The 15,910-nt window shown below is 42.9% G+C and carries 14 protein-coding genes; all 14 read right to left on the reverse strand.

The features are described from left to right. The 14 genes from ECHVI_RS21780 to ECHVI_RS21835 all read right to left on the reverse strand — a co-directional run bounded on the left by ECHVI_RS21780 (position 1) and on the right by ECHVI_RS21835 (position 15,910). Complete coding sequence (locus ECHVI_RS21780; protein WP_217189907.1) at positions 1-1,887, reverse strand: FTR1 family protein; 1,887 nt, start codon at positions 1,885-1,887, stop codon at positions 1-3. 136 nt (positions 1,888-2,023) lie between these two features. Continuing rightward, positions 2,024-3,883, reverse strand: a complete 1,860-nt coding sequence (locus ECHVI_RS21785) for a heavy metal translocating P-type ATPase (RefSeq protein WP_245553394.1) — start codon at positions 3,881-3,883, stop codon at positions 2,024-2,026. Positions 3,884-3,999: 116 nt separating this feature from the next. After that, positions 4,000-4,422 (reverse strand): Fur family transcriptional regulator, encoded by a 423-nt coding sequence (locus ECHVI_RS21790; protein ID WP_015268175.1) that lies wholly within the window; start codon positions 4,420-4,422, stop codon positions 4,000-4,002. Next, a complete protein-coding gene (locus ECHVI_RS21795; RefSeq protein ID WP_015268176.1) occupies positions 4,419-4,970 on the reverse strand; it encodes a hypothetical protein in 552 nt (183 codons plus the stop codon). The genes ECHVI_RS21790 and ECHVI_RS21795 overlap by 4 nt, the downstream gene beginning before the upstream one ends. A 2-nt stretch (positions 4,971-4,972) precedes the next feature. Beyond that, entirely contained in the window at positions 4,973-5,362 is a 390-nt protein-coding gene (locus tag ECHVI_RS21800) for an AlbA family DNA-binding domain-containing protein (RefSeq protein WP_015268177.1), read from the reverse strand. Positions 5,363-5,513: 151 nt separating this feature from the next. Continuing rightward, positions 5,514-5,873 carry a zinc-ribbon domain-containing protein gene (locus ECHVI_RS24350; protein WP_052331482.1) on the reverse strand — a complete coding sequence of 120 codons (360 nt, stop codon included), beginning with the start codon at positions 5,871-5,873 and terminating at the stop codon, positions 5,514-5,516. 2 nt (positions 5,874-5,875) lie between these two features. Then, positions 5,876-6,013 (reverse strand): P-II family nitrogen regulator, encoded by a 138-nt coding sequence (locus tag ECHVI_RS24355; RefSeq protein WP_373289271.1) that lies wholly within the window; start codon positions 6,011-6,013, stop codon positions 5,876-5,878. Between the two features lie 3 nt (positions 6,014-6,016). Beyond that, positions 6,017-6,217, reverse strand: coding sequence for a P-II family nitrogen regulator (locus tag ECHVI_RS24360; protein WP_373289270.1), 201 nt, complete (start codon positions 6,215-6,217; stop codon positions 6,017-6,019). Positions 6,218-6,319: 102 nt separating this feature from the next. After that, positions 6,320-7,543, reverse strand: a complete 1,224-nt coding sequence (locus ECHVI_RS21815; protein WP_015268178.1) for an efflux RND transporter periplasmic adaptor subunit — start codon at positions 7,541-7,543, stop codon at positions 6,320-6,322. Positions 7,544-7,591: 48 nt separating this feature from the next. Continuing rightward, positions 7,592-12,004, reverse strand: coding sequence for a CusA/CzcA family heavy metal efflux RND transporter (locus ECHVI_RS21820; RefSeq protein ID WP_015268179.1), 4,413 nt, complete (start codon positions 12,002-12,004; stop codon positions 7,592-7,594). Between the two features lie 328 nt (positions 12,005-12,332). Next, entirely contained in the window at positions 12,333-12,653 is a 321-nt protein-coding gene (locus ECHVI_RS24280) for a DUF6660 family protein (RefSeq protein ID WP_083892023.1), read from the reverse strand. Between the two features lie 323 nt (positions 12,654-12,976). Next, entirely contained in the window at positions 12,977-13,417 is a 441-nt protein-coding gene (gene tnpA / locus ECHVI_RS21825; protein ID WP_245553533.1) for an IS200/IS605 family transposase, read from the reverse strand. A gap of 191 nt (positions 13,418-13,608) precedes the next feature. Next, complete coding sequence (merA, locus tag ECHVI_RS21830) at positions 13,609-15,552, reverse strand: mercury(II) reductase (protein ID WP_015268181.1); 1,944 nt, start codon at positions 15,550-15,552, stop codon at positions 13,609-13,611. 19 nt (positions 15,553-15,571) lie between these two features. Further along, complete coding sequence (locus tag ECHVI_RS21835; RefSeq protein WP_015268182.1) at positions 15,572-15,910, reverse strand: heavy-metal-associated domain-containing protein; 339 nt, start codon at positions 15,908-15,910, stop codon at positions 15,572-15,574.

Here is a 15,910-nt window from a genome sequence, read left to right on the forward strand (position 1 = left end):
TTAATTCAGTTTTGTTGATCTGATTTTGGTTTTATGGTTACTCCAAAAATAGAGCAACAGCATGAGCACCAGCAGCGCTACTTGTGCCGCTACTGTTTCAATAGTGGGATATATCCCCAGCAAATCTACACTCACCGATACAGGAAAACCGGTAACGGATAGCCAGCCGGCTTCCTGAATGGAATGAACGCCTTTACCGATCAGAATTAATGCCAGTAAGGTAATTGCCCAGGCCGAATAGCGAAACAACTGCCGAACAGGTATCTTCTTTGAATACCTTACAAACAGGACAGCAAACAGGGAGATCATTACAAAAGCAGCCAAAACCCCCAATCCAATAGATGATTGATGAGCCGGTTGTGTTTCCAGGCTGATAGCCTGTAAAAACAATATGGATTCAAAGGCCTCACGAAACACAACCATAAAGGAGAAAAAAGCAATACCAAACATCTTGTCTTTTTTTAGTTGCTTGCCTATTTTTTCTTCGATAAACTTTTTCCATTTTTTGGCATGTGAGTGGTCATGCAGCCAGAACCCAACGAAAGCCAGGACGATCACTGCCACCAGCGAGATCATTCCTTCCATGATCTCCCGGTTTTTACCACTTATACCAATCACCCAATCGGAGAAAAACCATCCGGCCACTCCTAACAGTATGGCGGTTATCCACCCTCCGTGCACCCAGGGTATAGCCTTTTTTAGTCCTGATGAACGAATGAGGGCCAGGATGAGGGCCAGGATCAAAAATGCTTCCAGCCCCTCTCGCAACATAATGGAAGCTGACAGTGCGAAGGATAGCCAATAATTAAGTTTTTTGTCCTGCATGAGTTCCTCTGCCTGCCCCAGCATGGCAAGGCCATTGTCAATTTCCTTCTCAACTTGTGCTTTATCACCTTTATTTTCGATTACCTCACGAATCTTAAACATTTGCTGCTCCAGGCGGGCTGTAAAAGCAGGGGCATTGGCCTTTAGTCTTGCCTCCGAAGGCTCGATACCCTCCAGGTAAGCTGCCAGGGCATCTTCACGTGCAGAGGAGTAGCTGCCGGATGTATAATTTTGCAAGGCACTTTTTAAATAATTTCTTGCTTTATCAAGCGAATATTTTTGTGCATTATCCCCGGGAGATTGTGTTCTCAGTGCAGTTAACAACAGCTCTTTGTCAGCGCTATCATTATTGCTCAGCCGTTTGACCAATTCCACATCAGAGAGGGTAGCCACCTCCTCTAAATTCACTGTATTGTTTGCCCGATCAAACTTCTGTTGCAGCTCGCTATTTTTGTCAGCTTGAGGTGTAAAGCGGAGGGCTTTTATATAAAATGCCAAATCCCAAATCTCTTTATCGGATAAGGTGGCAAAACTCTGCATGGCAGTGCCTTCCACACCCAGTTTTATAGTGTTATATGCCTGAAAGGACGAGATTTCCTGCATCAGGGTATCGTTGAGAAAATTGGTAGGAGCTGGTTTTAAGCCAGCTGCCAACTTACCGTCTCCCGCTCCATTCACTCCATGGCAGGAAGTACAATTCTGTACATATAAGCTTTTTCCGTTTTTGAGATCAGGCCATATCAGGGGAGCCGTTTTAAGACCGGTAGTTTTGATAATATCTTGTCTGGTCTGCTGGGCTAAGTTATAAATACTTTGATGCGGAGCTTTTTTTTCTATCTGCTTACCTAATTCTTTTAACTGCGACAGCATACGGAGTTTATCATCCTGTGGCAGCTTACTTTCTTCAATGAGTACATACACTTTGTCACTGAATTCCTGCATTTCTGCAAACTCGCCTTCGTCTATTACTTCGCCATTTTGCACTGCTGCGGTATAATCCCTTGAAATGTAGTCCAGCAAATGAATGCTAGTTCGCAGGTTGCTATCATCCTGGCTTGCCATTGCGTTGTATGGAAAAATGCAAAGCAGTACACCTACCGTAAAAATTGTATATAATGAGTTTCTTATCATTTCTATTTAGTCCTTTAAAACCTCTCTAATTACATTTAGCTATCTATTAAACACACTACAATTTGGTTTAAAACTTCATTTTCTGGATTCTGATAGCATTCAAAATAGCCAGAAAGGCCACACCTACATCTGCAAACACAGCTTCCCACAAAGATGCTAACCCTATGGCTCCCAGGATCATCACTATTAATTTCACCCCGAAGGCCAGGGCAATATTCTGCCAGACTACATTACGTGTAGATCTACCTATTTTTATAGCCCTTGCAATTCTTGAAGGCTGATCTGTCTGGATGACCACATCGGCCGTTTCAATCGCCACATCACTTCCGAGCCCACCCATGGCTATCCCCACATCACTGACTGCCAAAACGGGTGCATCGTTGATCCCGTCACCCACAAAAGCAATGCTGGCTGATGGATCTTTCTTCATTTCCTCCACCTCATGAAGCTTATCTTCCGGTAACAGGCCGCCTTTGGCTTGTTCTAAGCCCAATTCGTTTCCAATTTTTTCGGTAATAGACGGCTTGTCGCCCGACAGCATAATGATTTTCTTAATGCCGGCATTATGCATTTGCCTTACAGCTTCTACCGCATCTTCTTTCAATTGGTCGGCAATGGTAACATAGCCGGAAAATTGATCATCAATGGTGATCATCACGATAGATTCAACGATGGTATCTGTCTCCGATGGGACATCAATGCCATGAGCTGTCATTAATGCTTTATTGCCTACTAAAACAGTTTTATTATTAACCTTACCTTTTAATCCTTTTCCACCTATTTCGCTTACCTCAGAGGCTGTATGATTCTGCCCATTTAATTCATACTCCATAATGGCACGTGCAATCGGGTGGGTCGACTGCTCCTCCAGGGCCAACAGATAGGACATCATTTCATTTTCGGAAATACCTACCGGTCTGATCTCTTTGATCTTAAACACCCCTTTGGTAACGGTGCCTGTTTTATCCATAACCACTGTATTTACTTTAGTTATGGCATCAAGAAATGAGGCTCCCTTAAACAGGATACCGTTTCTTGAGGCTGCACCTAATCCCCCGAAATAGCCCAGTGGAATAGAAATTACCAGTGCACAAGGACAGGAGATTACCAGGAAGATAAGCGCTCTGTATAACCAATCCTGGAATACGTAATTATCTACAAAAAAGTAGGGGAGAACGGTGAGGCAGATGGCAAGAAATACCACGATAGGGGTATATACCCGGGCAAACTTTCTGATAAAAAGCTCCGTTTTTGATTTCCTTGCCGTGGCATTTTGTACCATATCCAATATCCGGGCAATGGAGCTGTCGTTAAATTCTTTGGTCGTTTCCAGTTCTATTACGCCTTCAAGGTTGATGCTTCCCGCAAAAACCTTATTTCCTTTATATATAGTGTCAGGTTTACTTTCCCCTGTTATGGCTGCCGTATTGACGCTGGCCTTTTCAGACAAAAGGATGCCGTCTAAAGGTATTTTTTCTCCTGTTCGCACCTGAACCTTTTCCCCGATATGCACCGTTTCCGGGTTTACCTCTACAAAATCATTGTCCCGATATACCAAAGCGATATTAGGCCGTACATCGAGTAAGGCCTTTATATTGCCTTTAGCCCGTTTCACCGCAGCATTTTGAAAGAGTTCACCTACCGCATAAAACAACATCACGGCTACACCTTCCGGGTATTCACCGATGGCAAACGCTCCTAATGTAGCAATGGACATCAGGAAGAATTCAGTGAAAAAATCACCTTTCCTGATGCTTTCCCAGCCTTCTTTGATCACGGGAAAGCCCACAGGAGCATAGGCTAAACCGTACCATACAGGGCGAACCCACCCCTTAAAAAATGGTAGTAGATTAAAGTAGTCCAGTGAGATACCGACTATCAGCATTGCAAAACTTACTATTGCCGGAACATACGTTCCTAACTTCATTTTACTTTCAGAATTTCCGGTGGATACCTTCTTTTTATTAAGATCTCTCAGATTTATTTTTTTCTTTTTTGTCATAATGCAAACAGTTCAAAATGGTTTTGCTTCGAAGGATATTTTTAGCCACTGCATTGTGAACAAACACCCTTTACTACCAGGTTGGCTTCTTCTGCCTGATGGTTGGGTGGTAGGACAATTTCTGGTATTTTATAGCTGTACAGGCATTTGGTTTCCCCACATTTTCTGCAATGAAAATGCAAGTGCAGATCTCTTTCTATTTCACATTTACAACCTGTTTCGCATAAAGCATACTTAGGCACTCCGGTACCATCATCAATGCTATGCACCAGTCCATTATCTTCAAAAGCTTTTAGCGTTCTGTAGATGGTAGTTCTATCAGATTTCACAAAGTCCCTGTATAGATCAGTAAGACTTACTGCTATTTCGTGATCCAACAAGTACTCTAGCACAAGCAGTCGCATGGCCGTGGGTTTTATTTTATGTTGCAATAGGTTTTCTTCCAGTTCTTTTATAGTGCTCATAGCTCATTTTTTCTAAGTATTACCTGTGTAAACTGAATCTTTAGTGTTTTACCTATTTCCGGTAAAATTGATTTCAGGCCGATTTCGTTTGTGTCAACATCTCCGGTAGCGCTTAGCCTACAGGCTATGGCCTCACCTCCGTTAAAGTGTTTCAGGTTGCCTGAAAGAATTACCTCAAATGTTCTACTTCCCACTATGACTTTTAAAGGCCAGCTAAATGAAATAGGTAAATGCGGCTGGCTAATAAAATCCTCAGCGGGGATCATTCCGGTAAAGGATATCAAAGATTCTTCATCAGCAACATTGTTAATTTGTTCATTTAAATAACCGATACCAGTATTCATTGTTTTTATATTAAGTCTACCTGAAATTTCTTTGGTATTGTAATCTAACACAAGAAACAGCTTATGGCTTTCTGCAATTATTTTTTCATCATCTATTTCGGCCACCATGACGATATGCCCCTCGGTAGTCCGGTAAAGGGATTGGCCAACAGCCAGCCATGTTGGACCAAAAAATAATAGCATAATAAATAATTTCTTCTCCATGGTTAACGACCATTTAAATTTTCTTCGATGTAATTGAGCGCTTCAGGTATATCAAGTTCACGCGTACCATTTCCTGTACGGATATAAAAGTGTGAACGGTCGTCCTGATGCAGATAGACCGGAGAGTGCGCATGTTTAATCTCAAGATGACAGACATCAAGCCCTTCTATTTGGTAAAAAGAAACATCTACCAGAGAGCAATAATTTGTCCCTAATTTGGTGGAGATCAGTTGCATTATATACTGCTCAAAACCATCTCGTCCCGGTTTTTTCAAACAACGGTAGTTCTCGACCAAACCAAGTGGTTTACCCTCGTCATCAATACCAATAAAAAGATTCCCTCCCCGGGTGTTCATAAACCCTGCAATTGTTTTTGCTACTACATCTTCCATTGCCTTATCCCTCCATCTGTTTTGTCCGGGAATAGAGTATGGAATTAAGAAAATCCAGAATATAAGGATAAGCCACAGGATCCACCAAATCCAGTGCATTCCTCAGAAATACCAATCATACATCATAACTGTAGATTTTAGGGTTAAACATTTATTTACATTTCGGACACCAACTCCCCTGAACTACACTATCAGCAGTAGCCTGGAAACGATGACCGTTTTTACACTGCCACCTGAGTGTCGTTTTGGAGTTTATGTATTCCCTGGAAATACATTTACCTCCCTTTACTTTAGCCAGGGATTGCATCTTCTCTATTCCGTGTGGAACGTTGTTAGCACATACAGGACACCAGCTTTTTCTGATTTTCACACTAAAAGGGGTGGCCTGCCATTGATGACCTTTTGCACATTGCCACCACAATTTGGACTTGCTGTTGATATATAAATCTGATAAACAAAGTCCGCCACGTTCCCTGGCTAATTGCTGCATTTCTTCAATAGGAGTTGACATAACTACTTCATATCAAATCTTTTGATAGACTTTCCGGTCTTTATTCTGTAGGCATCCTCTATTTCAGAGATGTAAATAATGCCATCGCCCGGATCAGGCGTTTGGGCTTTTCCGCATATCAATTGCACGGCTTTTTCCATTTCTTAATTTTGGCACACAAGCTCCAGCTTTACTATCGGGCTATCGGTAAAATGAAAGTCCAGGGAAGGAGAAGCATCAGGGTCTTTATGAGCACCTGTTCCCTCACCTTTGGAGACTGTAACGCTTTCAAATCCTGCATCTCGCAGAGATTCTACCACTACCTGCACTCTTTTCGGTTTTATAAATGCTTTTATTTCTTTCATCTTTTTTTCTGTTTTTTGGATTATTTAATTCTTATTCAAAGTTGACAATGGGCAAAAGGCAGTTGGCCAACTAATCCTGCCAACTGCCCTTTGCCAACTGATTTAGTGGCTATGAGAAGTCTGGCTTTTCTTCATTTCAGAAATCAGGTAATAGGCATTGTTCCAGGCAACCTGGGTACCATCCGGAAGCGGCTCCAACAATTTAATTTCTACCCAACCGTCTTCATTAATACCTGTTCGTACTTCCACTGCTTTAAATGCCCATTCGGTCTTCCCATCTTCTTCATGTGCTTCTGCCATAAAAATATAAGGCTTGCCTTCTTCTTCTATAATGGCGCTTTCAGGTAAGGCCTTTACCTGAGTATTTCCGGTACGTATTTTACCATTGATGTACATCCCCGGGATCAGAAAATCTTCCTTTTGATCTATTTCTGCATGTACATGTACGGCTTTTGGCTTTTGTTCAAATTGTTTTCCTACTGAATAAATTTTGGCAGTCAACGTATTTCCCGGAACAGATTCCACAGTAAAAGACAACTTTTGTCCTTTTTTCACTTTGTGAACATCCTTTTCAAAGACCATTAGGTCGGCATGGATATGGTCTATGTTGACGATCATAAACATCACTGTTTGAGGATCAACATACTGTCCCAGTTGAACTTTTACCTTTTCAACGTAGCCTTTGATCGGGCTGACCACAGGCACGTACTCATAGATGTCTCCTCCTTGAATATTCTCAATATTCAAGTTCAGTTGTTTTAACTGGGCTTCATAGCCTTTCACTTCTCCCTTCATGGAATTGTAATCAGCCAATGTTTCCTGATAAGTTTTCCCGGAACCTACTTCTTCCTCATACAGTCTTTTTTGCCGTTGCATTTCCTTTTCCAGATATTGAAACCGACTATATGCCTTTACATAATTAGTTTGCAAGTTCGTCAGGTTAGGGTGGGAGAGGTATGCCAACACCTGTCCTTTTCTCACCTTGTCTCCCTCTATCACTTTTATGGAGTTTACATTTGCTCCCAGGATGGCCGTAACTGTCGCCTCATGCTGGGGTGGAACTTCTAACTGGCCATTGGCTTCTACCACGCCCGATAGTGAACGGGTGGGTATTGTGTCAATCTTGATGCCCAGACTTTCAAATTTAAGATTCGAAAGGTGGACCTCGGCCATGCCTTCCTCATTATGACCTTCCTCTTCATGTCCTCCTTCATTATGCGCTTCATGGGAAGCTTCTCCCGCCTTATCAGCCGAATTGCTTTCGCATGCCGTAAATACCGATACTATCAGTACCAGCGCTAGTATATATATGATCTGCTTTTTCATTATACTTATATTTTTAATCTGATAATTTATCCAGGTTTTATTAAATGCTTAATTTGATGTTTTTAAGAAGTATTCCAGTTGGTAGCGGCTATCCAGGTAGTTGCCAAAGGCATCCCAGGAGTCCACTTCTATGCGAATGGCATCTCTGATGTTTTGCAGGAAGGCCACATAATCAATAGCACCTTCCCGATAGGCGGTAATAGCCCCTGACCGCTGATCTGCTGCCAGCGGGAGCGCTTCATCACGGTAATAGACCCAGGAGTTGTGCCATTTCAAATATTTTTCCTTGGTATTCTGATAAGCAGTGTTGATTTCCAGTTGGGTTTGTCGCAGGTTTTGGCTGGCTATATTCCTTTGGATCTTTGCAGACTGTGTCCTTCCAAGTTCAGGTCCGAACAATAATGGAATGCGTATCCCAATCTGATACTGATAAAATCCCGACTGTCCGGCAATTTGCTGCCGGCCATACTGACCTTGCAACTTTGGAAGAAACTGCGAGCGCCTCTCTTTGATCGTGGCATCCGCTACATTTACCCGTTGTTTTGAAACATTAAGTAAAGGATGACTCATAAGTGAATCAACAACATAATTCAGGGGTCGATCCAACTGGTTGGCCGGAATATCCGGTACTGTAAACAGGGTGTCATTGGCAAACCAGAGATTGAGGCGTTGCAGTGAACTCAAATAATCCCGATAAGCCTGTTCTTTCTGTATCTGTACCTGATTGGCCTGATTGGAAGTAGCGAGGTATTCCAGTTTGGAAGAGGCTTCCGTTTCCAGCCTTATCCTGGCTGCCCTTTCAATATCTGTAAAAATAGAATCGAGATGCTGATATACCTGGTAGGTGTTTTTCGCAGCATAGACCATGCCCCAGGCGCGGCTTACCTCAAGCTCCAGCTCAATCACAGACAGGTCAAGGGCTTTTTCAGCCAGGGCTACCCTCTCTTTTTGCAGTTTGAGCTTTGGCGCTATTCCAAAAATGTCAATTTGCTGCTGTTGGATACCGATTTGGGTATAAACTCCTTCAGCACTCACATCCGAACCATTACCCACCTCTTCTTTCCCGGTAAATATTTGGGTATTACCAAAATCCCAGGCAGTTTTCTTCAGCATCTCCTGGTTTTCTATTTCCAGACGTGCCGATTGAATTTTAGGATAACTTTCTACAGCCCGCTTCCTGGCCTGTTCTAATGTGATCGTAGGTAAACTGTCTTGCTGCTGGGCATTAGCCACTGCCGGTAATCCAAACAATCCACCACAAACGAAAAAAACAATGATCACATTGGCATTCGGAGCACTCAGACTTTTTCCTTTTTCTCTCCTTCCCTCTACAAATGTGTATAGCACTGGCAGCACTACCAGCGTAAGCAATGTCGCAGTAAGCATGCCACCAATTACTACCGTTGCTAATGGTCGCTGAACTTCAGCTCCCGCAGATGCTGAAAATGCCATCGGCAGAAATCCGAATATGTCTGTTGTTGCAGTAAGCATAATAGGCCTGATTCGTTCTTTTGTTCCCGTTAGAATTCTTTCTCTAATACTCGTCACGCCTTCTTCTTTCAATGAATTGAAGCGGTTGATCAGTACCAGGCCGTTCAACACAGCCACCCCGAAAAGTACTATAAAGCCAACGCCTGCCGAGATACTAAATGGCATACCTCTTATCCATAAGCCAAAAACTCCCCCGATAGCTGCCAAGGGGATAGCCATATAGATCATAATGGATTGAGAAAATGACTTTAGGGCAAAATATAACAATACAAATATCAGAAACAGGGCGATAGGCACAACAATCTGCAGCCTGCTTTTAGCCCGCTGAAGATTTTCAAATTCCCCACCATAAGTAATGTAGTAACCGGGCGGTAAATCCAATTCTGCATCCAGCTTTTCCTGTATGTCATTCACCACTGATTCTACGTCACGCCCCCTGGTATTAACTCCAACATAGGTTCTTCTATAGGTGTTGTCACGTGATATCTGCATAGGGCCTGGCATATAACTAATATCAGCGACTTCTTTGATGGGTACTTGGGTGCCATCAGGCAGATCAATGTAGAGTGTGCGCAGGTCATCTATACTTTTACGGTGAGCCTCGTCAAAGCGGATGACCAGGTCAAAACGCTTTTCCCCTTCAAAAATGACTCCTGCAACACCTCCGGCAAAAGCAGAGCTCACATACTCATTAAGCTTTTGAATAACCAGGCCGTATTGTGCAACTTTATCCCTGTTGTAGCGGACGGTCATTTGAGGAAGCCCAGATGTCCGTTCGGGGTTAACATCCCCGGCTCCAGATACGGTAGAAATAATATTAGCCATCTCCTGCACTTTTTCGGAAAGCACTTCCAGGTCTTCACCATAGAGTTTAACGGCAATGTCCTCCCGTACTCCTTCCAGCAACTCATTAAAACGCAGTTCTACGGGCTGAGTAAATACCAGATTTACCCCTGTCAGATGGGTCTCTAGTTTATCCTTTATTTGCTCAATCAGCTCGTCCTTGGTTTCAGCAGAAACCCATTGATCTTTATCTTTTTCTAAAATGAGGTACATGTCTGCTATATCCATCGGCATGGGATCAGTAGGAATATCTGCCACTCCGATTCGGGCAGTTACTGTTTTTATTTCAGGAAAACTTTCCAATAACAGGTTCTCTATCTTGATGGATACTTCTTTTGATTCACTTAAGGAACTTCCAGGCCTGATGAGTGCCTGCATGGCGATATCTCCCTCATCAAGCTGTGGAACAAATTCCCCTCCCATTCTTGAAAAAACAAACCCGGCTGCTCCCAGCAGTACAATAGCCACAATAATCACAATGGCTTTAAAACGAAGAGCTCCTTTTAATAAAGGCAAATAAACTTTTTGTATGCTTCCAATTATCTTATCGCTCACCCTCTCTAACCAACGTTCGAAACGGCCAAACCAGTTTTTCTTGTTTTGGATGGGTTTCATGAATAAGGCCGACATCATCGGTACATACGTCAGGCACAGGATGATGGCACCAATCATGGCAAATCCAAAGGTGTAGGCCATAGGCTGGAACATTTTACCTTCCACACCGGTGAGAAACAAGATCGGGGCAAATACAATGAGGATGATAATCTGCCCGAAAAAAGCGGAACCCATCATGGTACTTCCTGCATCATAAGCCACCTCATCCATCAAGACCTGATTGAACTTAATTTTCCCGGAGCGTATGCGTTTCTGAATTTCGTAAACCGTACCTTCTATGATAATCACCGCCCCGTCAATGATGATCCCAAAATCAATGGCCCCGAGACTCATTAGGTTGGCCCAAACATTAAATTGCTTCATCATAATGAAGGCAAAAAGCAGGGAAAGCGGAATAGTAGTCGCAGTGATAATTCCACCACGAAGGCTACCCAACAAGATCACCAATGCGAATATTACAATCAGCGCCCCCTCAAAAAGATTGGTTTTCACAGTATCAGTAGTTCTGGAAATTAAATCACTACGATCAATTATAGTGTTGATCGTCAATCCCTCCGGAAGCGATTTCTCTACCTCTTCCATGCGCGCTTTCACATCCTGGATGACCGCATTGGGGTTGGAGCCTTTCATCATCATAATGATGCCGCCGACGGCCTCTTTTCCATCCTGGGTAAACGCCCCGTATCGTACCTGATTGCCGAAATGCACTTTTTCTGCCACATCACCTATGGTGACCGGGATTCCATTTTCCGTCTTTATGACTATTTTTCTGATATCATCCAGCGAGCGTACAAGTCCTTCTCCACGGATGAAATTGGACATGCGATTCTTTTCAATGTAAGCACCTCCGGTATTCACATTATTTCTGGCCAGGGCTTCATATACCTGAGAAATGCTCACGTTCTGCGCGTTGAGTTTTTCTGGATTGATGGCCACTTCATATTGCTTGATATAGCCACCGAAAGAATTTACTTCAACCACACCATCAAGCAAAGTCAGTTGTCTTTTTACAATCCAATCCTGAATAGTGCGCAGTTCCATGGGTGAATACTGATCCTCATAACCTTCTTTGGGTTGAATGGTGTATTCGTAAATCTGGCCTAAACCTGTAGAAATAGGCCCCATAGTGGGACTACCAAATTTTTCAGGAATAGTCTCCTTTAGTTCATTTAATTTTTCCTGCACCAACTGCCGGGGTTTGTAGATCCCCATTTCGTCTTCAAAAACAATGGTGACTACTGATAGGCCAAACCTTGAAATAGACCGAATTTCGTCCACACCTGGCAAATTACCCATGGCCAACTCTACCGGATAAGTCACAAATTGTTCTATATCTTCTGTGGCAAGGTTGGGCGAAACGGTCATCACCTGCACCTGGTTGTTGGTAATGTCCGGGACAGAACCCAGATTGACCGTGGCCATGGAGTAGATCCCCACACCAATGAGGGCCAGCGTCAGCAGACCCACGATGAATTTATTCTTTATAGAAAAAGAAATGATTTTATTGATCATATGACTTTTAATTATTTAATATGGACAGAGAAGAAGTGGTGAATTCTTTCCGCAATACCTGCCAGCAAGACAGCGCACACCAACCCAATAAAAAACCACTTTAGAATCTGTTTGAATGTGATTCCCTTCCTTCTCATTTTCCTTTTTTTCGATTTGCTTTTATTCAATTTTTTCAACTTTCTGAATAAGATTGGACACAGTGAAAGGATACCTTTTATGGTAAAGGCTCATTAAAGAAAATAACTAGGGAGTAAGTTTAAATGCCTGCCCAGTCCTGATAAAAGGGCTTTATCAAAAGGGCATATTTATCCTGTCAGTCAGAAAAGGATTATGATATTGGGGGCTTAAGAAATTCGGAGATTTCAATGCTTTCGAGTCCCTGGTAGTGGGAAAAAAAAGTAACAGGTAACTTCACGGGATGTGAAAATACTACTTCTGCAACGGGGAAAAAGTGCAAGTGACAACAATGACAAACACACAACGGAGAACAACCATCCCCACCCTGATTATGCTCATGGTTGGGATGGTTATCTGCAGTATTTACTACGGTAACATTTTCCTTATCATCATTAAGCGGAACAGAATCTGCACAGGTCATCCCTGCAAGGACTATGAAGTATAAGCTTAATATGTAACACGCGATTTTCACTATGCAATTATACGTAATTATTCGATGCAAGGGTATTGCAAAGTTGTATTAAGAAAATAAACCAAAAAATTATATAGTTTGCTTAAAAATTCATTTGCGGTTGTTTTTAGAAGTAACTGGAAATGCCAAATTGAAAACCACCAATCATGGCCGGTGGATTTCCAAGAATATCAGTTTCTTGCATATGCCTATAATTTAGACGAATTACGGTTTGAGAAGTTGGCCTGAAACTAACGGCTGGTACTATTGCCCATAAATCATCCCCAATATTTCCACCTGTTTCAGTAAATAATCCTCGGGGCAAGCCCACGAGGCATTATTTGTCAATCGAATATTTTTAGTTGATAATTGGTCTTTAGTTTTTTGTATTCTTTTTCCAGCCCCTGACTCTTAACATAATTAGCTATCTTTTCCTCAGTTCCATGTTGGCCAACGGTATTGACAAAGTACCCTTTACCCCAAAATTCTCCGCCCCAAAGCTGCTTTTTCACCTCTGGGCAATGTTGAAATACCTCTCGGACTAGCAAACTCTTTATCGTTCTCACAATCTTAGTTTTACTATAGGTGGGAACCGATTGTATAAGAAAGTGTACGTGGTCTGCATCTGTCCCGATTTCTAGAAACTTAATCTCATATCTTAATTCTATCTGTTCACAGGTCGAAATCAATACTTGATCCCCCCCCTTGCTGAACACTACACGTCTATATTTTGCTGCGCAAACTACATGATACAGCAAAACTGAAACATTATGACTCTTATGGATTTACTTACTATCTTGGGACATCGAGTCACAAGATAGTAAAACGAGGCAAGCCTCGGGGAATTAGACCCTAAGAGATTAAAAAAAAGGCTATTTGCCCCTTTTCTTTTGAAGTATCATTAGGACAACTGCTAACATCAGTAGTGAACAGCATAAAAAATGTAACAGTCCAACTCCTAAAAATGTCATATCAATTAACTGGCACAACAACTCAATTCTGACACATCTTTATTAAAGGTGATGGCAGCCAGTTTCACTCCTTCTGATAAGGTCAGGTAAGGGTGAAATGCATCGGCCAGTTCCTGAATAGTCATTCCGGCTTTAATTGCCAGACTGACTTGCATAGCCAATTCGCCTCCCTCAGGAGCGATGATTCGTCCACCAATAAGTTTATCTGTCTCACTGTTTCTGATCAGTTTGATAACCCCCCGCGTGTCCAAAGCTGCTTGTGCACGTGGCACCTCGGTTAACGGCATCACACTGGTTTCATAAGGTATCCCTGCTTCTTCGGCCTCCTTTTCGTCCAAGCCAGCCCCTGCTATCTGCGGATCTGTAAATACGACCCATGGAAGGCCTGTATAATCGACCATATCGCCGGTGCTTTGGAAAGCGTTTAATACAGCGACCTTTCCTTCTTTTGCAGCGGTATATACGAATGCAGGTGTATCGGTACAATCCCCTGCCGCATAAATGTGGCCTACATTCGTCTCCTGTTTAGTATTGACTAAAATATGACCTGTTTTATTGAGATTGACACCAGCGTTTTCAATCGCCAGACCGCTGGTATTCGGTCTGGTTCCTGTGGCTACCAGCACATGAGAAGCTTCAAAAGTCCCCTCATTGGTATGGGCCACTATGGCATCTCCGTTCTTTTCGAATTTTTGAATACTGACATTGGTATGGACCTCAATGCCTTCCTCTGTAAAATGGGATGTCAGGTCATCCGTAATATCGGCAGCCTGTGTTCGTAGAATTCTTTCTGACCGATGCAACATGGTGACCTTAGTGCCAAAGCGATGATATGCCTGGGCAATCTCCAACGCAATGTATCCGGCTCCAAGCACGATTAAGTGTTCGGGCTGTTCCTCCAGGTCAAACAGTGTTTCATTCGTCAGGTACCCAACATCCTCTAAGCCTGGCAGGTCAGGCACATTGGTTGTGGCGCCAGTTGCCAGCAAATACTTCATGCCTTTGTACGGCTTTCCATCCACTTCAATGGTGTGCGCATCCACGAACCTGGCCCAACCCTCCAGAATAGTGATATTATCCAGGTCACCCACCACGCCCAGGTATTTCTTCTTTTGCAGGGCTGCCACCAATTCTTTTTTCTGTTGTATGGTAGCCTTGAAATCAAAAGTTGGATTTGCGCCTGACACGCCATTAAAAGGCGAATGCTGCGCCCGGTGAACCTGCTCTGCAGCTCTGATCAAATGTTTGGAGGGTACGCAACCCACATTCACACAGGTGCCGCCAATGTCCAGTCCGGCATTCACCATCAACACGGTCAACCCAAGTTCATTGGCCGTAGTGGCCGCTGAAAATGCCGCAGATCCTCCACCTATGATGATCAGATCGTGTTGCCCGGGATCTGCGCGTTCCAGGTTGCCGTTTCCTCCAATTTCCTTTTGTACTTTGTAATTGCCCTCCTTGTTGATCGTTTCAATAATTTCCTGACGGCTTATTTTATCGGGGTTGAAGATAAATGTGCCTTTTTCATCGGCATAACTCACCGATTTGGAGATCAAACCTTCATGGCCTTCAAAGCGCTTCTCAATGGAGGTGGCGCAATGGTCACAGGTCATCCCGGAAATGCTAAACGTTACTTCTTCTTCAGTTCCCTGACCATTTGATGATGCAGGCAATTCCTTCTTAACGGAGTAATTGCCCATGCCGTTAATGGTATCTATGATCTCTTTCTTTGAAACCTTTTCAGGATCGTAGGAGAATATTCCCTTTCCCTCCGGATAGTTTACCTTCTGACTTGCTGTTCCAACAAGATGACCAACCTTTTTCTCAATACCGGTGGCGCAATGATCGCAGGTCATGCCTTCTATTTCCAGCACAACTTCCGATAAACTTTTTTGTCCTTCACCGATCTTGTTACTCTTAGGAGTAAACATATTTCTTATTTTAACCATGCATGTATTAGTTTTAATTCTAATCATTTTTCCCAGTGTATAGTTCAGCTTTGTAAGCAGTTTTTTCTTTGATAGATGCAATGAGCTTCTCCGGATTGGTCTGTTTGGGATCATATTCCACCACTGCGATATCCCCTGGATACTCCACCGATTTGTCGATGACGCCCTTTGTTTCTTTTAATATCTTGTAAAGGTGATTGGTACAGCCGGCACAGGTGAGCTCGGTGACTTTCAGTTTAACCGTCTCGTTTTCCTGAGTAGTACTGGCTTTTTCAGTTTTTTGTGAATCGGTAGATTGTACTATCCCATGTCCTGCAAGTAAAAAGACGAATGCCAGGCTTAAAATTATGGTTTTCAT

The sequence above is a fragment of the Echinicola vietnamensis DSM 17526 genome, from assembly GCF_000325705.1.
Taxonomy (GTDB): domain Bacteria; phylum Bacteroidota; class Bacteroidia; order Cytophagales; family Cyclobacteriaceae; genus Echinicola; species Echinicola vietnamensis.